The sequence below is a fragment of the Enterobacter dykesii genome, from assembly GCF_008364625.2.
GTDB classification, from domain to species: domain Bacteria; phylum Pseudomonadota; class Gammaproteobacteria; order Enterobacterales; family Enterobacteriaceae; genus Enterobacter; species Enterobacter dykesii.
Genome location: NZ_CP126604.1, coordinates 2,820,401 through 2,837,796, shown reverse-complemented (window position 1 = coordinate 2,837,796; position 17,396 = coordinate 2,820,401). Strand labels below are relative to the sequence as shown.

Sequence of the window (17,396 nt, the reverse complement as noted above, 5' to 3'; positions counted from 1 at the left end):
GCGTCTCGGTCTAAGAAAATTCCTAAAAAATAATTAAGGCGAAAACCGGAGAAAAGAGGGATGCCCCTGGCAAACCCGCATTCGGCGCGTGTTATTGCTCATAACGAAAAGCATTATGTTAAAAATATTATATTCATCGTAAGAATATATGCTTGTCAGCCAAATTCGTTGGGGATAGTGTGGCATGTACATCAGATTTCCTGGTGTAACGAATTTTCAAGTGCTTCTTGCATAAGCAAGTTTTGATCCCGGTCATCCCCATGACCGGGATTTTTTTCGCCCTACCGATTGGCTTCAGACACGCTAAAGTCGTGAATATCAAGCTCGAAGGCCTCCGCCAGCTCGCGATAGGTGTGATAATCCCTTCCGTTGACAATGACGCGGTCCGAATTATCGTCCGACCGGCGGACTTCTGACTCACTGATCTCATTGATGGCGGCCAGCAGGGCATCGACATCCACCTCGACTTCGCGCTTGATGGTGTCGCTGTACTCTTTATCGGTCTTCATTACGGGGTTCCTCATTCAACCGTGTCCAACGGTAAGTATAGACTGTGCATAAAAACGCCAATCACGCCGGGCGGCGATGTGCGTTTTTGCGTTTTGTTCTACACTGGCTCAAAACCAGAGGAGGAACGTATGAAGGTCAACGATCGGGTAACCGTTAAAACGGACGGAGGGCCGCGCCGCCCGGGTGTAGTGCTGGCAATTGAAGAGTTTAGCGAAGGCACAATGTACCTGGTATCGCTTGAAGACTACCCGCTCGGCATCTGGTTTTTTAACGAACTGGGGCATCCGGACGGCATTTTTGTCGAGAAGGCGGAGTAGCACGGCGTCGGGTAGCACAGCGCGTGCCCGACACCCTCTGCAAAAGCAAAAATCTCTGGCCAGGCCAGAGATCAAAGGTAGGGTGCACAGGTCTTAAGCGTCTAACGCATGTTGACGAAAATCCCGTTCGTCACATTATCGGTCAGGCGTACCACGTGGTAGATCACTTGCTTATTATGCGTTTTAATTTTCCTTTTAATATTTCCTTTGTGTGACGAAACGGTTTTCGCTTTAATATTCATCTGGTCAGAGATCTGAATAGTTCCTTGTCCCGCCATCCACATTCGCAGCATACTTGATTCAGTCCTGCTTAATGATAGGGTGGGTAAGTTAACCGCTCCTACATTTTTAACTTCTTTATTCAAATAATCACCCAGAATGTCATCCAGCGACTCGGGTTTAATCGATTTAGAACTGATCAATAAATTTTTACGGACCAACAAATACTCATCGAAATGGATATTCGCGATCGCCATAAAAACAATAAACAGGGTTTTTGGATGCTGATTAATGATTTGCTTAATGTGCTGACTGTTGGCTGGATCGTGAATGAAACAGTCCTCATTAATAAACACCACGCCTGGTTTTAGTTCGTCACAAGCGGCTGCGAGTTCGTCAACGGTGTGTGCATCGTTGATGTCTCTCTTTCTTACCCCTCTGCTTGCCAGGTACCCGGTTAACCCTAGCCGGGTGTAGCTGCATAAATCCATAATGATCGTTGACATGGCATACCCTCACTCAATGCGTAACGATAATTCACCATCTGCCTGAGAGCTCAAAACAGCCATACGGGATGGAAAAAAATAATAAACCTGTGAGCATGACAAAGACTTTCAGGCGGACTCACTATCCCGTAAAGTTACGTATAATTTGCCAGGAATCTTCTTAAAGTAAAGTAAATATTAAGTATTGTGAGATGGTTAGAAACAATTAAACCGCGTCAGATATATCCTGGAAGATGTTTTACGTGTTTTATTTTAGGAATATCCTCAGAAAGACAATATCAACCGTGAGGGTTATTATTTACGTGGCAGCTCGCTGACAATATCCGCTAACAGGTTGAATATCTCGCCGAATAAATGTTCACAGAAGGGAGCGATAAGTGGCATCAGTAATGACATTAATAAAATCCCAACCGTCAGCGTCAGCGGAAAACCAATGACAAACACTGAAAGCTGCGGCGCCATTCGGTTGAGTAAACCTAACGCCAGGTTGACGGTCAGCAGCAGGGTGATGATCGGCAGTGCCAGCATCAGCCCGTTCAGGAAAATTAGCCCCGCCGCTCGGGTGAGCGCCAGGAAAGCGTTGCTGTTCACCGGATTTTCGCCAATCGGCAGCGTATGGAACGTATCCACCAGCATGGAGATAAGCCAGAGATGGCCGTTGAACGACAGGAACAGCAGCATGGCGAGCAGATCGATAATGCGCGCCAGCACGGGCATATTGAGATGACTACCGGGATCGACAAACGTGGCGAACGATAGCCCCATCTGCAGGCCGATCAGTTCCCCTGCGGTACGCACCGCGGCAAAGGCGAGCTGCATGGTAAAGCCGACGGCGACGCCAATCATCACCTGCTGCAAGGCCACCCACACTGCATTCGCCGAGAAGATCGGAATATCCACGGGGGGAAGAGAGGGCGCGACGATAATTGAAATGATGATGCCCAGCCCCACCTTGACGCGCTTGGGTATCGATTTCTCACTGAGAATGGGGGCGGTGGAGATCAGCGCCATGATGCGCAGCATCGGCCAGAAGTAGACGCCGAGCCACTGAACCCACTGGTCGCTGGTGAAGTGCAGCATCGTCAGGTCAGCCGATGATGTACGGCAGATTGGTAAACAGGTTGCGCATATAGTCCAGCAACAGGTTCAGCATCCACGGCCCGGCCACGATAATCGCCACGAACACGGCGATGATTTTCGGGATGAACGACAGCGTCATTTCGTTAATCTGCGTGGCGGCCTGCAGGATACTGATAATCAGACCGGTAACCAGCGCGACAAGCAGCAGCGGCGCGGCAACGGCAATCGCGATTTTCATCGCTTCCGTGCCCATCATCATGACCGATTCGGGTGTCATTGCCGTTCCTTAACTGTAGAAACTCTGCGCCAGCGAACTGACCAGCAACTGCCAGCCGTCGACCAGCACAAAGAGCATGATCTTAAAGGGCAGGGCAATGGTCGCGGGCGGCACCATCATCATCCCGAGCGCCATCAGGACGCTGGCGATCACCAGGTCGATAATCAGGAACGGAATAAAGATGGTAAAGCCAATCTGGAATGCGGTTTTCAGCTCGCTGGTGACATAGGCAGGCAGAAGAATACGCATTGGCACTGATTCCGGTCCCTGCAGCTCGCCGGTGTTGGACAGGCGGGCAAAGAGGGCCAGGTCGGCTTCGCGGGTCTGGCGCAGCATAAATTCCCGCAGCGGCTGCGCGCCTTTATCCAGCGCCTCCTGCATGGAGATTTTGTCTTCGCTGAACGGCTGATAGGCGTCGGTATAAATCTTGTCGATAACCGGCGACATAATGAAAAAAGTCAAAAACAGCGCCAGCCCCAGCAGAACCTGGTTTGGTGGGGCGGAAGGGGTTCCCAGCGCGTTTCGCAGCAGACCAAAGACGATGATGATGCGGGTGAAGCTGGTCATCATCAGCAGGATAGCCGGAATAAACGTCAGCGAGGTGATGAATACCAGCGTCTGCACCGGAAGCGACCAGCTTTGTCCGCCGCCTGAGAGAGGGGTGGAGACCAGACCGGGCAGCTGTGCATAGACTGCGGGAGCAAACAGGCCAACGCCCGCAAGCGTCAGGGATAACAAACGGCGCATTAGGATCTCCCGGAACGCTTAAGCAAACTCTTCATGACGGACTGAAAATCCGCAGGGGCGTCTGCGCGCTCGTCCACCACAGCAGGGGCGGGCGGCAGCTTGTGTAATACGCTGATGTTTGAGGCCGTTACGCCCAAAACCAGACGCGCATCGTCTACCTCGACGATGACCACGCGCTCGCGTGGCCCCAGCGTGGTGCTCGCGCTGACCTTCAGGCCGCGGGCACCGGCGGTTTTACCCGCCAGGCCAAAGCGCTTCGCCAGCCAGGCGGCGATAAGAATAAAGGCAATAATACCGAACAATGCCCCGCTCACCTGGAGCAGAGGCGAGCCGGGAACGGCAGAAGGCTGTGATATTGTTGCCTGGGTTTTCATGCTTAACGGCTCAGACGACGCATACGTTCAGACGGGGTAATGATGTCGGTGATGCGTACGCCGTATTTATCAGCAACCACCACCACTTCACCCTGGGCAATCAGATAACCGTTGATCAGAATATCCAGCGGCTCGCCGGCCAGACCGTCAAGGGCCACCACGGAACCCTGCGTCAGGCGCAGCAGCTCTTTAATGGTCATACGGGTGCGTCCCAGCTCAACGGTCAGCTTAACCGGGATATCCATAATCAGGTCGATGTCCTGCAGCGTGCCGCTGACGTCACCGCCGCCGAGCTGCTGGAATACGGCATCCGCTGCACTTTTGGCCGGGGGTGCTTTTTGCTCGTTTAACGCGTCAGCCCACAGATCGTCCAGTGCTCCGCTGTTCTCATCGGACGGATTGTTCATGTCACTCATTTGGGCTGTTCCTCATTCAGCGAATTCAAAATCGGGTTGATCAAGTGCTCAACGCGTAACGCATACTGACCGTTAATCGTGCCGTACTGGCTTGTCAGCACGGGGACACCATCCACATGGGCAATAATGCGGTCGGGTTTTTCTATCGGCAAAACATCACCGGGTTGTAATTTCAGGATCTGAGATAACCGCAGCGGGATATCGGCGAAGCTCGCCACCAGTTCAAGCTGCGAATGCTGGACCTGGCGGACCAGGTTTTCACGCCAGTTCTGGTCTTCGTTGCGGGAGTTCTCCAGCGGCGGGTTAACCAGCAGCTCGCGCAGCGGTTCGATCATGCTGAACGGCAGGCAGATGTTGAACTCGCCGGTCAGGTTACCGATCTCCACGTGGAACGGGGTGTTAACGACGATATCGTTCGGGGAGGTGGTGATATTGGTAAATTTCACCTGCATCTCAGAACGGACGTACTCCACTTCCAGCGGGTTAATCGCTTTCCACGCGTCGCTATAAGACTCCAGCGCCAGCTTCAGCATGCGGTTAATGACGCGCTGTTCGGTGTGGGTGAATTCGCGACCTTCTACTTTGGTCGGGAAACGCCCGTCGCCGCCGAACAGGTTATCCACCGCGATGAACACCAGGCTTGGCGAAAACACCACCAGGCCAGTGCCGCGCAGCGGCTTCAGATGAATCAGGTTAAGGTTGGTCGGCACCGGCAGGTTGCGGGCAAACTCATGGTACGGCTGAATGCGGATCGCACCGACCGTGATATCCGGGCTACGACGCAGCAGGTTAAACAGCCCCATACGGAACTGACGTGCAAAACGTTCGTTAATGATCTCCAGCGCCTGCAGACGTTCACGTACCACGCGACGCTGGGTATTCGGGTCATAGGGACGAATATCGCTATCGCCGCCAATACCCGGTTGCGGATCATCATTGTTATCGCTGTCGCCGTTGAGCAGCGCATCGATTTCTGCCTGAGAAAGAATACTGTCGCCCATGTCGTTACCGCAGAATGAATGCTGTATACAGAACGTCAGTGACTTCCTGCTTAGGTTGGCCGTTTACCAGCGGGGTCGCCAGCGTTTGTTTAATGGCGTCGACCAGCTTTTGCTTACCCACATCGGTAGCCAGCGCCGAAGCGTCCTGACGAGAGAACAGCAGCAGAAGGCGGCTACGCACTTCAGGAAGGTAATCGTTCAGACGTGAACGGGTGGCTTCATCTTTCAGGCGCAGCGTAATGCCAACGTAAAGCACGCGATCCGCATCACCCAGATTGACGGTGAAGGTATCCAGCGGGAAGAACACTGGAGCCGGCGGAGGAGGTGCTTCAGCTTTGGCTGCAGCGGTGGTCGGTTCCTGCTGCATACGCCAGTAACTATAGCCCGCGGTAGCGCAGGCGGCGAGCGTGATCAACACCAGCAGCGGGATCCAGATGGAACGCTTACTTTTTTTGGTGATAGCGGAGTCAGTCATCTGATACGAGCTTCCTGTTTCGGTACAGCTTAATAAGGTGATTATCCCGTGTCCTGCTGTCGTCAAAGCGTGGAAAAGACGGGGATAATCACGCTACCTCTGGCGTTTAGGCGAAGATGTCTACGGCACTGTTACCGCGCGCTGCGGACTGCAGGGCGGCAGGAACAGGCAGTAACTCATCGCTCTCTTCATTAAAACTGCCGGTGTTGCCGGAACGCGAAGCCTGGTGCTGCTGCTGGGATGAGGACTGCTGCTGCCCGGCGAAGCTCTCGCTGCTGACGCTGCTCTGGGCAAGCTGAATACCGTTTTCCGCCAGTGAGGTCCGCAGTACCGGCAGCGCGGCTTCCAGTGCCGCACGAACATGGCTGTGCGCAGAGACCATCTGCAGCTGCGCCTGGTTATCATCCAGCTTAAGCGAAATTTGCACCTGACCCAGATCTTCCGGGTGCAGGCGCAGCTCTGCCGTCTGCTGGCCCTGCTTAGTGAACAGGGTGATGTGCTGGCTCAGGGACTGCTGCCATTCGTGGGTCCCCAGAGGCTGGCTTAACACCGGCGCGGTGGCGACGGTGGCGGCCGTCTGACTGGTCGCATGGCTGGACATAATAGGGGCCAGGGTGGCCGTTGGTGATGATGAAGAGGACGAACTGGCGAGCTCCTGCTTTTCTGCCGACGCGGCCACGGCCGGTGTAGCAGGCGCGTTGCCCTGCAGGGCCGGGTCGTTATTTTTCACCTGGCTCTGATAAGACCCAGAAAGCTGCGCTTTATCGTGGCTTCCCGTAGCCGCGTTCAGGGATGGTTGACCCGCGCCGTTTTGCGAAAGCGCCGCGGAATTGAGCGTCGAGGTGGCGGAAACGCCGTCATTGCCTGCCGCGCGAGAGGCGGTAGTTTGCTGCTGGTGCGGTAGCATCGCCATCAGCGCGCTTAATCCGGCCAGCTCTTCTTCGCTCAGCTCGCTTTTACCGTCATCTTTGCTGTTCGCCGCATTGAGCGTCTTCAGCGCGTCGCCCTTAGACAGCGGTACCAGCCCGGAAACCAGCGTATCAAGCGACGTGACGGGCGACGTTTCATCGCCGTTCAGCGCGGACTGGCGCGAAAGCAGGTCGGCGATTTTGGCCTGCAGGGTGGTATCCTCTTTGGCGTCCTGAGCCACTTTTGACAGTTTACTGCCGGCGGCTTTCAGGTCAGCCAGGGTCAGCGGCGCATCTTTGCCCTTGCCCGTTGCGTCCGAGAGGGCGCCCGCCAGCAGAGAGAGAAAGTCCTGTGCACCGTCGGTGCCTTTCCCCGTTTGCGTGCCGCCTGACAGGTCGCTGTCGCTCATCAGCAGTTGTTGCAGTGTGATCATTCCGGTTTCCTCATTGATGCGCGCTGGGCAAACTCATCCATTTTCTTCTGATCCAGACGGTTTTCCGCCAGGGTCGTTGCCGCGATCTGTCGGTCCTGTAAAGTCTGCCAGGCCTGCAGTCGCTGCTTCTTCTCGCGCCAGAAATTAAGCGCCGTATCGACTTTCTGGGTCCACTGGTTAAGCTGCTGGCGATGCTGATCTATCGCCTTCTCCAGCGTCTGGATAAACTGCTGATAGTTAATCCAGCGCTGGCTTCCAATGCCCTGTGTCATATCGGTATTGAGGTTGGTGCGATATTCATGCTGATAGTCGATTAACATCTTCAACTGTTCTTCAGCCTGCTGGCACCCGCGTCGCATTGCCCCTAGCTGCAATGCGGCATCATCAACTTCTTTTTCAGCCAGATCTTTCAGCGTTGATAACGCGCTGTTTTGCGCCATGACCTTCGCCCTCCACCTGTGTTACACCTGCGGGAAAATCAGCTCCAGTGCCTGAATTGAATCTTCCCAGTCGGCGCGTTCAAAAATGCCTTGTTGCAAAAATGCCTCCAGCTGCGGCCACAGGCTAATCGCCTTGTCGAGCATCGGGTCGCTGCCTTTGGCATACGCCCCCACGCTGACCAGATCGCGGTTGCGCTGGAAGCTGGAAAGCAGTTGTTTGAAGTTACGCACGCGGGCGTAGTGCTTCTCGGTTATCAGCGCCGTCATTGCGCGGCTGATAGAGGCTTCAATATCGATGGCCGGATAGTGTCCGGCTTCGGCCAGACGACGCGACAGCACAATATGACCGTCAAGGATCGCGCGCGCGGAGTCGGCAATCGGGTCCTGCTGGTCATCGCCTTCCGTCAGTACCGTATAGAACGCGGTGATGGATCCGCCGCCGCTGATGCCGTTCCCCGCGCGTTCCACCAGCGCAGGGAGTTTGGCGAATACCGAAGGCGGATAGCCTTTGGTCGCCGGTGGCTCACCGATGGCCAGCGCGATTTCACGCTGCGCCATCGCGTAACGGGTCAGGGAATCCATGATCAGCAGCACGTGTTTGCCGCGGTCACGAAAATCTTCGGCGATACGGGTGGCATACGCGGCACCCTGCATGCGCAGCAGCGGCGACACGTCTGCCGGTGCGGCGATCACCACCGAGCGGGCGCGGCCTTCCGCACCCAGTATGTTTTCAATAAAGTCTTTTACTTCGCGACCACGTTCGCCGATCAGGCCAACAACGATAACATCGGCTTGGGTGTAGCGCGCCATCATGCCGAGCAGGACGGATTTGCCCACGCCTGAGCCGGCGAACAGGCCCATACGTTGTCCACGTCCCACGGTCAGCAGGGCGTTAATCGGGCGCACACCGGTGTCCAGCACGTGCTCAATAGGGGTACGCTGCAGGGGGTTAAACGGCTGGGTGATCAGCGCGCCGGTTTCGGTGGTGTCCGGTGAGGGCAGTCCGTCGAGCGGTTTCCCGCTGCCGTCCAGCACGCGGCCCAGCAGGGCAGGGCCAAGCGGCAGCTGTTTCCCGCTTTGCAGCCCATCGCCAGAAATGTTTTTGGCATACACGCGCGCGCCGGGCAGAATGCCTTCGACCTCTTCAAGCGGCATCAGGAACAGGCGCTGGCCGTTAAATCCGACCACTTCGCTTTCAACTTCACGCGTTTCCAGACCATCCTGACGCTCAATGACGCAGGTCGCACCGAGCGGAAGCTGCAGGCCGGTGGCTTCGAGAACCAGGCCGGTGGCGCGCGTCAGTCGCCCATAACGACGAACGGATGGCAGTAGCGCCATCTTCGTCTCAAAGTTGTCGAGCGTGGTGAGCCAGCGGGTGAGGCGCGCGGTCATCAGACGACTCCCGGTGCCGCCAGGCGGCACAGTTCCTGCCAGCGGGTGGCGACGCTGGCATCCAGATCGCCTTCATCGGCAGAGACTTTGCAGCCGCCGTGATGTAGCGACGGATCGCCGCGCAGGCGCCAGCCGTGCAGGTTAAGCGTCGCGCCCAGGCTTTCTTCAACGCGCTGCAGGTCGTCCGGATGGACGCGAAGCTGCGGCTTCCCGCTGAACAGCGGCTCCTGCTGAAGCAGCCCCTGAATTTGTTTGATAAGCGCAGTGTTATCCACCACGGGGGTCTGGCCGATAACCTGACGCGCGGCTTCCAGCGCCATCTGCATCAGTCGCGAGGCAATCACGCTGTCCAGCGCGTCCAGGGTGTGCTGGAACTCGCTGACCAGCTGCTGCATGCGGGCATGGATCGGCGCCTGCTGCTGGCGCGCCTGATCGATACCGTGCTCTAACCCTTTCGCCAGACCTTCCTGATACCCCTGCTCGTGGCCTTTCTGGCGTCCTTCGTTCAGACCGGCGTTATAGCCCTGCTCGTGCGCCTGCATTTGCAGCTGCGCCAGCATCTGGGCCTGCTGCTCCTCTTCGGTCAGCTCGGGCTGCTCGACGTCCGGGTCAAGCTCTTCGGTTGCGATGACGGCCGGCGTGAACTCGGAGAGGGGAGGCGCCAGATCGTCCGGCGTCCAGCGCTTCCAGGGCAGCTCATTAGACATAGGTGTCGTCTCCGCTGCCAATCACCATCTCGCCGGTTTCCGCCAGACGACGAACAATAAGCAGAATGGCTTTCTGTTCGTTTTCCACCTGAGACAGACGAACCGGGCCGCGGTTGGCAAGGTCGTCGCGCAGGATATCGGCCGCACGCTGAGACATGTTGCGCAGGAACTTCTCGCGCAGCGGCTGCTCGGCGCCTTTGAGGGCGATAAGCAGCGACTCGGAATCCACTTCCTGGAGCAGGCGCTGGATGCTGCGGTCGTCCACTTCCACGAGGTTTTCGAACAGGAACATCTCGTCGATGATTTTCTGTGCCAGCTCGCCGTCGAATTCGCGAACCGCCGTAATGACGGCCTCTTCCTGCTGCGTTTTCATCAGGTTGATGATTTCCGCCGCCGTTCTCACGCCGCCCATTTTGCTGCGCTTGAGGTTCTGGCCGTCAAGCAGGTTGTTCAGCACTTCTGTCAGCTCCGCCAGCGCGGCCGGCTGGACGCCGCCGAAGGTCGCGATACGCAGCATCACATCGTGACGCAGGCGCTCTTCGAACAGCGCCAGAATATCGGCCGCCTGGCCACGTTTGAGGTGGACAAGGATGGTGGCGATAATCTGCGGGTGCTCGTCGCGAATAAGGTCGGCGGCACTCTGCGGCTCCATAAAGTTGAGCGTTTCGATACCGCTGGCGGTATCGCGCGTTTCCAGAATATCTTCCAGCAGGCTGGAGGCACGCTCTTCGCCCAGCGCCTTGACCAGCACGGAGCGCAGGTAGTCGTTGGCGTTGATGTTGAGCGCGGCAAACTGTTCAGCTTCCTGTTCAAACTCTGCCAGCACTTCGGTCAGCTGCTTGTTGGAGATCTGACGCACGTTGGCCATGGCCGCACTGAGAATTTGCACTTCTCGCTGGGAAAGGTGTTTAAACACCTCTGCCGCACGATCTTCGCCAATGGTCATCAGCAGGATGACGCTTTTATCGGTGCCCGTAAGCGTATTACTCATGTTCGTTACCCATCCACTGGCGGATGACCAGCGCCACGACGCGCGGATCGTTATCTGACATTTCGCGAATGCGCTGGCTCATGACCTCAGCGCCCATGCGCTGGTTAGCACGACGCTGCTGTATCTGTTCATCTTTGCTGAGGCGAACTTCAACCGCTTCTTCCGTTTCCTGACGCGCAGACATCTGCTCGCGAGCCGCTTTTTCGGCTTCAGCACGGCGCTGGAGCTGCGGACGAACGCCCTTACGCCACAGCAGCCACGCGACAATCAGCACCAGCAGCCAGCGTCCTGCGGACATCAGCTGATCGATAAACGCCTGCTGTTGCCAGAACGGCAGTTCACCGCCGGTCTCATCAACCGAGTTGAACGGTGAGTTCACCACGTTGAGGGTATCGCCGCGCTTCTCGGAGTAACCCATCGCTTCACGGGTCAGGTTTTCAATCTGCTTCATCTGCTCGGCAGTCAACGGCAGCGGTTTGCCGTCCGCCAGCGTTTTGTAATTCACCACTACCGCAACGGAAAGACGCTGAATATCGCCAACGTTCAGTTTAGTGTGGCGAATCGTCCGATCCACTTCGTAGTTCGTGGTTTCGTTACGGCTGCTGGTGCGCGGACCGGCGTTATTGGTCGTTGAGGTGGTCTGCTGATTATTTTGCTGACCGTTCTGCTGATTGGCTGGCGGCGTAGAGATCGGTGCCGCGTTAGCCGGGGCAGGCTGGTTAGACAGCGCGCCCGGCACGCCGCCCGGGTAGGCACCGCCGATCTGTTCGTTCGAATTGATCTGGCGTGAACGCATCACCGCCTGAGCCGCATCGCCGTTCGGGCTGTATTGTTCTTCAGTTTGTTCTTTATTCGCGAAGTCGATCTGCGCGGTAACCTGCGCGTGTACGTTGCTGTTACCCACGACTGGGCCGAGGATGGCTTCAATTCGGCGCTGGAGACGGTTTTCGACATCGGCGGCATACTTCAGCTGCGCATCATTCAGATCGCGACCGGCGGTATTGGATTGCGTCAGCAGGTGACCGCTTTGGTCAACCAGCGTCACGTTACCCGGCGGCAGACCGGCGACGGCGCTGGAGACGAGATGCGTCACCGCGCTGATTTGCCCTTCGTCCAGCGCGCGGCCAGGCTCAAGGTTCACGGTAACGGAAGCTGAAGGTGATTTCTGTTCACGGACAAATAAAGAAGGTTTAGGCATCGCCAGGTGCACGCGGGCACTCTTCACCGGGCCTAATGTTTCAATGGTGCGGGCCAGTTCACCTTCCAGCGCACGCTGGTAGTTCACCTGCTCGCTGAACTGGCTGATACCGAATTTTTCCTGATCCAGCAGCTCAAAGCCCACCGCGCCGCCTTTCGGCAGCCCCTGCTGAGCCAGACGCAGACGCAGTTCGTGCACCTTATCAGCCGGGACCTCCAGCGCACCGCCATTATCGGCAAAGCGATAAGGAATGTTCATCTGGGTAAGCTGGGTGACGATGGCGCCGCCATCCTGATCGGAAAGGTTGCTGTAGAGCGTCCGGTAATCAGGGCTTTTCGCCCACAGGACCATCGCTACAAGGATCGCAATTGCGGCAGCGCCTGCCACGATCAACGGGATTTTAGGATTCGCGCGAAGGCGGTTCATCCACTCGAGTGATTTATTCTGCGGCGCTGTCGATGCTGTTGCACTCATTGCGCACCTCTTAAATCCTGGTGGTTTACGTTATTCGTGTAGAGAAACAAAACTGACTCCCGGGTCGGCAAACACGACAAAAGTTCCATATTGATGGCCCTGCCATTATTTGATGATTCGTGATTTTCTATGCGTCAAATAACCTGGTTTTTTCATGCTATTTACCGCCATTATCTTATTGACAAGCTGTTAGTCTTGACCGCGTAAAAAACCATCCAGGGGAGAGTCATGGCTATACAGGGCATTGAAGGGGTAATCAGTCAGCTGCAGGCAACGGCGATGACGGCCCGTAATCAGAATGTGGCAGATCAGCAGCCGAGCATCAGCTTCGCGGGGCAACTGCATGCCGCTCTTGACCGTATCAGTGATACCCAGACCGCAGCACGCACTCAGGCTGAAAAGTTCACCCTCGGTGAGCCGGGCGTGGCGCTGAATGATGTCATGACCGATCTGCAAAAAGCCTCGGTTTCCCTGCAGATGGGGATCCAGGTGCGTAACAAGCTGGTGTCGGCCTATCAGGAAGTCATGGGGATGCAGGTTTAAGACCTGTCGATCTTCGCTGGCAGCCGCAGCGCTTTAATGCCACAATATTTTTTTCTTCGAATGCAGGAAAGATGATGAAAAAAATAGCAATTGCTGGCGCGCTGCTGGCACTGACCGGGTGCGTTCAGGTCGATAACTATAACGACGTGATCAAGCATCCTGTCCCGGCGCATCTGGCGGGATACTGGCAGTCGAAAGGGCCCCAGAGCAACATGGTCAGCCCGAAGGCGATTGCCACGCTGGTGGTGACGGAAGAGGGCGATACGCTGGACTGCCGTCAGTGGCAGCGCGTGATTGCCGTGCCGGGTAAAATCATGCTGCGTTCAGACAGTTATTACAACGTGACGCGTAAGCTGGATATCTATCCGCTGGAGCGTGATGGCTCGACGCTTGAGTACGACGGGCTGGAGCTGCAGAAGGTCGATCGCCCAACGGTTGAGTGTGCCGATTACCTGAGCAAGAATCCGCTGGAGAGTAAGCTGCCCTAAGGGTAAAAGCAAAACGGCAACCTCGTTGCCGTTTTTGGTGTTTGCGCCCTCTCCCCGTGGGAGAGGGACGGGGTGAGGGCATCAGGCCGCACGTTTCACGTTCTACAGCGCATCCTCTATTACCCAAACGCTGACGCTTCCCCCATTACAGGTAAACGTCCCTTCGCCATCCGCCGCCGTGGTGATGGTTTCTTCGCGATTGCCGAGAAAATCCCGCCACGTTTTGTTGCCGTAGTTTTCCCCAAGACAAATCACTTTCTCGCCGTCGTCCCCGTTCGACAGCACCACCACGCAGCCGGGATCGTCATCCGTGCCGCTGCGGCTGAAGGCGATGCAGTTAGGATGGTCAAAAAACAGCGTTTGCACGCCGTGGGCAAAACGCTGTCGAGCGAGGATCAGCTCGTGAAGCTGCTCAATGACCGGCATATCAATATGGTACGTTTCACCGTCTCCTCCCGCGTCGTCATAGCTGGCGCCGAAAAGATCCGGATAAAAGACGCTCGGCACGCCATTTTCTCGCAGCAGGATCAGCGCGTACGCCAGCGGTTTAAACCAGGCTTCGACCGGGGCTTCCAGCGCCTGCAAAGGCTGGGTGTCGTGGTTCGCGACGAGGGTGACAGCATGAAACGGATCGGCTTCTACCAGGGTGCCGGTGAAGATTTGGCTCATGTCGTAATCCCGGCCCTGACGTGACGCCTCGTGGAATTTCATCTGCAGAGGAGCATCAAAGAGCATGGTTTTGCCTTCGACCTGGTCAATATAGGCCTGAAGTTTATCCACCTCATGGGACCAGTATTCCGCGACGATAAACAGCGGCTGGTCGGCGACTTCCTGAACGTGCTCAATCCACTCTTTGTAGAACCAGGCGGGAATATGCTTGACGGCGTCCAGACGAAAACCGTCGCAGCGCGTCTGTTCCATGACCCAGCGGGCCCAGTATTTGATCTCCTCGGTCACGGCGTGATTGCGAAAGTCGATATTTTCGCCCATCAGATAGTCGAAGTTACCCATCTCATCATCAACCTGATCGTTCCAGCCTTCGCCGGTGTAGTCGTTGACGATTTTAAAGATGCCGTCTTCATCGGGGTTTTCAATGTGGTCGACGCCGCTGAAGCATTTGTAGTCCCAGATAAACTGTGAGTACTGCCCGGCCCGGGCAGGGAAGGTGTAGCGGGTCCAGGCTTCGCACTCAATGACTTCGTCATCAATTTGCGTGCGGTCCTGCTCGTTCACGCGCTGCACGCGCACAGGCTCTTTTTCATCGGCGCCCATTTTGTGGTTGACCACCACGTCCAGCAGTACGGCAATGTCGTTGCTCTTGAGGGCGTCGATGGCCTCCAGCAGCTGCGCTTTGTCGCCGTATTTGGTGGCGATACTGCCTTTCTGGTCAAACTCGCCCAGATCGAACAGGTCATAGGAGTCATAGCCGACAGAATACCCGCCTGATGCGCCTTTATACGCGGGCGGCAGCCAGATCATGTTGATGCCGATTTCGTTAAGGTTGGGGGCTAACGCCGTGACCTCTCGCCACAATTCACCGCCAGCAGGGTAGTACCAGTGAAAACATTGTAACAGGGTGGGGTTTTTCATCATCCTTGCTCCAGAAGCCGTTGGCAGACTTCTGGAGTATGGATGATGAATCGCTAATGTGTATTATTGATTCATCTCTCCGGGAAATAAAATGTTGCCAGAAAGCCTACCGTAGGTCACGTTTACGTTTTTTTGCTTGTTGGTTTGCGCAATAAGGCCGCTCAGCTCGCTCATCCTTTCCTGTAGCAACTCTTTAAGAATGATTTCATTCTGAAGCACCTGATTCAGTATCACCATAGCCTGGTCCTGAACAGACTTACTGTCCGGCGGAAATGGGGTCGTGCTGATCTCTTCAACCAGCGAAACGTACGCAACTTCCTGGTCAATAAGCTCATCCCATTTCCCGGATTGAGCAAGGCTTAGCATGGTATTACTAAGCGCATTAAGGGCATGCCACTTTTTTAGGGATAAGCTGGAGTTGTTCATTACTGTTAATCCTGCTTGGGAGAATAACCCGGGCCGATTTGCTTCCAGGCGTCAGAAATATTGAGCAGCAGAGCCTCGACTTCGGTAATTGCCTCGATGTCATTGCGCAGGTTGGCATGTAACAAACGGCGTACCATATAGTCATAGAGCGCAGAAAGGTTGCGGGGGAGTTCCCCCCCCACATCCATATTTAACCCAGCCTTAAGGCCATTTTCGATAATATTAATGGCCTTAGACAGGGCCTCTCCTTTCGCTGGGATATCTCCCTGCTCAAGGAAAAGGCGCGCCCGAATAAGCGCGCTATGGATACCGTCGAACAGCATGACTACCAACTGGTGCGGGCTGGCACTCAAGACAGCAGATTCAAGACCTACCTGTTGATAGGCTTGTACACCAGATTTGCTATACATATCGGTTCCTTTATTACTTACTGCTGAACTGTTGGTTTAAATAAGTGGCCGTGCCATTGAATTTAGTGACCAGCTTATCCAAATCGTTAAATTGCTTTTTATAACGCGCCATCGTGGCTTCAATGGTTAATTCCATCGCGTCGTAACGTTTGCCGATGGATTTGAGCGTGGCGTTAATACCGTCCTTCGCATTCTGAATCACACCCTCTTTACCGATAGAGGTGCTCAGCATATCGGTCAAGGTGTTATTCATTTGTGTGGCGAAACCGGTTTGTTTTCCGTCACCCACAAAATAGGCCTGCACACCAGCCGGATCGTCGGTGAGGATCTTGGTTAATTTTTTATCATCAATTTTTAGGTTGCCAATCGCACCATCTGCGCCTTTGACCGGGTCCTGAGTGATGCCAAGTTGAGCCATGATGGCATAGGATCCACTTTGTACATTGGTCAATAAAGCACGAAGATCGGATTGTACTCCGCGGATAGTGCTGTCACCCATTAACACGCCGTTGTTCGAAGACTGGGCGGTTGCACCCACTGCAGGCGGCTCGTATTTGGTCAGAGAAGCGATGGTAGACTGCAGAGAGTTATAGGCATTAACCCAGTCCGTAATGGCTTTTTTGTTATCGTCGGTAGAGCGGGCTACCGTCAGAGTTTCATCTGCCGTGCTCGGGGCTTTCAGGGTTAATGTTACGCCAGGCAGAGCGTCAGTAATGGTATTGCTCTGGCGAACAATTTGAATACCGTTCACGTTAATGACGGCATTTTGTGACTTAACCTGCACACTCAGCGCGGCGCTGCCGATGACGGCGTTCAGCGTATCGTCCCCGGTCACCGATACCGTCATATCGGAATCGGTACCCGTGGTTTTTGAGGTCAGCATCAGACGGTAGTCGCCGTCATCGGCTTTCACCACGCTTGCTGATACGTTGCCGTTGGCCGCATTGATAGCTTTTGCAATCCCGTTCAGTGAAGTATCGCCATCGGCGAGCGTTACCGTCAGTGGTTTGCTGTCAGCTCCTGCTTGGGTGATGGTAATGGTTCGGCTATTGGAACCCGTTGCCCCCCCCAACTGCTTTGTGTTGCTATCAATGGTGCCGGGAGTAGTCGTCAGAACCTGGCCTTTCGCGATCTTACCGACATTAATAGTAACGTCGCCAACGTTAGCGCTGGAGGTACTGATAGCGGAGAATGCGGTGTTGGTGCTGGAAACGGACGTAGAGTTCCAGGTATCCGTCTTTGCCAGCTTTGCTGCTGCGGTTTGCAGGGTGGTCAGGGCGCTTTGTAATTTTCCGTAACCGGTGATTTGCGCGTCGTAAGTAGTCTTTTGTTTGGCAATCGCCGTTAATTTAGTCTCTTCTGCTGCCTGCAGCTTATCGTACAGATCCGACAGGCCGGGCACGCCCACCCCGAGATTACTGATAGTCGCCATGTAATGTTCCTTTTCAATGGATGTTTCAGTCGTTTATCGGC

At 55.4% G+C, this 17,396-nt stretch carries 21 protein-coding genes and 1 pseudogene; 3 read left to right on the top strand and 19 right to left on the bottom strand.

Translation table 11 applies throughout. The features are described from left to right. Positions 1-281 precede the first annotated feature (281 nt). Entirely contained in the window at positions 282-509 is a 228-nt protein-coding gene (yodD, locus tag F0320_RS13655; RefSeq protein ID WP_008500310.1) for a YodD family peroxide/acid resistance protein, read from the bottom strand. A gap of 129 nt (positions 510-638) precedes the next feature. Here yodD and dsrB point away from each other — a divergent pair, with 129 nt between their 5' ends. After that, a complete protein-coding gene (gene dsrB / locus F0320_RS13650; RefSeq protein ID WP_013097741.1) occupies positions 639-827 on the top strand; it encodes a protein DsrB in 189 nt (62 codons plus the stop codon). Between the two features lie 101 nt (positions 828-928). Here dsrB and rcsA read toward each other — a convergent pair whose 3' ends face one another. The 14 genes and pseudogenes from rcsA to fliF form a co-directional block, all read right to left on the bottom strand. After that, on the bottom strand, positions 929-1,552 hold the full coding sequence (rcsA, locus tag F0320_RS13645) for a transcriptional regulator RcsA (RefSeq protein ID WP_008500313.1): 624 nt from the start codon (positions 1,550-1,552) through the stop codon (positions 929-931). A 278-nt stretch (positions 1,553-1,830) separates the two neighbouring features. Then, a pseudogene (fliR, locus tag F0320_RS13640) lies at positions 1,831-2,632 on the bottom strand (flagellar biosynthetic protein FliR). Positions 2,633-2,639: 7 nt separating this feature from the next. Then, positions 2,640-2,909, bottom strand: coding sequence for a flagellar biosynthesis protein FliQ (fliQ, locus tag F0320_RS13635; protein ID WP_008500315.1), 270 nt, complete (start codon positions 2,907-2,909; stop codon positions 2,640-2,642). A gap of 9 nt (positions 2,910-2,918) precedes the next feature. Continuing rightward, positions 2,919-3,656 (bottom strand): flagellar type III secretion system pore protein FliP, encoded by a 738-nt coding sequence (gene fliP / locus F0320_RS13630; protein WP_126330226.1) that lies wholly within the window; start codon positions 3,654-3,656, stop codon positions 2,919-2,921. Beyond that, on the bottom strand, positions 3,656-4,030 hold the full coding sequence (fliO, locus tag F0320_RS13625; RefSeq protein ID WP_121424285.1) for a flagellar biosynthetic protein FliO: 375 nt from the start codon (positions 4,028-4,030) through the stop codon (positions 3,656-3,658). Before fliO ends, fliP begins: the two co-directional genes overlap by 1 nt. Positions 4,031-4,032: 2 nt before the next feature. Next, positions 4,033-4,446 carry a flagellar motor switch protein FliN gene (fliN, locus tag F0320_RS13620; RefSeq protein ID WP_023312308.1) on the bottom strand — a complete coding sequence of 138 codons (414 nt, stop codon included), beginning with the start codon at positions 4,444-4,446 and terminating at the stop codon, positions 4,033-4,035. Then, positions 4,443-5,447: a flagellar motor switch protein FliM gene (gene fliM, locus F0320_RS13615; RefSeq protein ID WP_023312307.1), complete on the bottom strand. Its 1,005-nt coding sequence runs from the start codon at positions 5,445-5,447 to the stop codon at positions 4,443-4,445. Before fliM ends, fliN begins: the two co-directional genes overlap by 4 nt. Before the next feature lie 4 nt (positions 5,448-5,451). After that, on the bottom strand, positions 5,452-5,922 hold the full coding sequence (gene fliL, locus F0320_RS13610) for a flagellar basal body-associated protein FliL (RefSeq protein WP_023312306.1): 471 nt from the start codon (positions 5,920-5,922) through the stop codon (positions 5,452-5,454). A 106-nt stretch (positions 5,923-6,028) separates the two neighbouring features. After that, a complete protein-coding gene (gene fliK, locus F0320_RS13605) occupies positions 6,029-7,264 on the bottom strand; it encodes a flagellar hook length control protein FliK (protein ID WP_126330224.1) in 1,236 nt (411 codons plus the stop codon). Then, positions 7,261-7,704, bottom strand: coding sequence for a flagellar export protein FliJ (fliJ, locus tag F0320_RS13600; protein WP_023312304.1), 444 nt, complete (start codon positions 7,702-7,704; stop codon positions 7,261-7,263). The genes fliK and fliJ overlap by 4 nt, the downstream gene beginning before the upstream one ends. A gap of 21 nt (positions 7,705-7,725) precedes the next feature. Further along, positions 7,726-9,096 carry a flagellar protein export ATPase FliI gene (gene fliI / locus F0320_RS13595; RefSeq protein ID WP_023312303.1) on the bottom strand — a complete coding sequence of 457 codons (1,371 nt, stop codon included), beginning with the start codon at positions 9,094-9,096 and terminating at the stop codon, positions 7,726-7,728. Beyond that, positions 9,096-9,803, bottom strand: a complete 708-nt coding sequence (gene fliH / locus F0320_RS13590) for a flagellar assembly protein FliH (protein WP_023312302.1) — start codon at positions 9,801-9,803, stop codon at positions 9,096-9,098. The genes fliI and fliH overlap by 1 nt, the downstream gene beginning before the upstream one ends. Further along, positions 9,796-10,794: a flagellar motor switch protein FliG gene (gene fliG, locus F0320_RS13585; protein WP_023312301.1), complete on the bottom strand. Its 999-nt coding sequence runs from the start codon at positions 10,792-10,794 to the stop codon at positions 9,796-9,798. Before fliG ends, fliH begins: the two co-directional genes overlap by 8 nt. Next, complete coding sequence (gene fliF, locus F0320_RS13580) at positions 10,787-12,466, bottom strand: flagellar basal-body MS-ring/collar protein FliF (RefSeq protein WP_047652384.1); 1,680 nt, start codon at positions 12,464-12,466, stop codon at positions 10,787-10,789. Before fliF ends, fliG begins: the two co-directional genes overlap by 8 nt. A gap of 228 nt (positions 12,467-12,694) precedes the next feature. On the opposite strand from fliF, the gene fliE reads away from it, so the two are divergent. Next, entirely contained in the window at positions 12,695-13,009 is a 315-nt protein-coding gene (gene fliE, locus F0320_RS13575) for a flagellar hook-basal body complex protein FliE (protein ID WP_008500329.1), read from the top strand. A gap of 74 nt (positions 13,010-13,083) precedes the next feature. Further along, entirely contained in the window at positions 13,084-13,497 is a 414-nt protein-coding gene (gene yedD, locus F0320_RS13570) for a lipoprotein YedD (RefSeq protein WP_023312299.1), read from the top strand. A 102-nt stretch (positions 13,498-13,599) separates the two neighbouring features. Here yedD and amyA read toward each other — a convergent pair whose 3' ends face one another. From amyA to fliD, 4 genes are all read right to left on the bottom strand, one after another. Continuing rightward, positions 13,600-15,087 (bottom strand): alpha-amylase, encoded by a 1,488-nt coding sequence (amyA, locus tag F0320_RS13565; protein ID WP_126330311.1) that lies wholly within the window; start codon positions 15,085-15,087, stop codon positions 13,600-13,602. A 63-nt stretch (positions 15,088-15,150) separates the two neighbouring features. Next, the gene (gene fliT, locus F0320_RS13560; RefSeq protein WP_047652383.1) at positions 15,151-15,513 is read right to left on the bottom strand and encodes a flagella biosynthesis regulatory protein FliT; all 363 of its coding nucleotides are present in this window, start codon (positions 15,511-15,513) and stop codon (positions 15,151-15,153) included. Positions 15,514-15,518: 5 nt separating this feature from the next. Continuing rightward, a complete protein-coding gene (gene fliS / locus F0320_RS13555; protein WP_023325565.1) occupies positions 15,519-15,923 on the bottom strand; it encodes a flagellar export chaperone FliS in 405 nt (134 codons plus the stop codon). 13 nt (positions 15,924-15,936) lie between these two features. Then, complete coding sequence (gene fliD, locus F0320_RS13550; RefSeq protein WP_126330222.1) at positions 15,937-17,355, bottom strand: flagellar filament capping protein FliD; 1,419 nt, start codon at positions 17,353-17,355, stop codon at positions 15,937-15,939. Positions 17,356-17,396 lie beyond the last annotated feature (41 nt).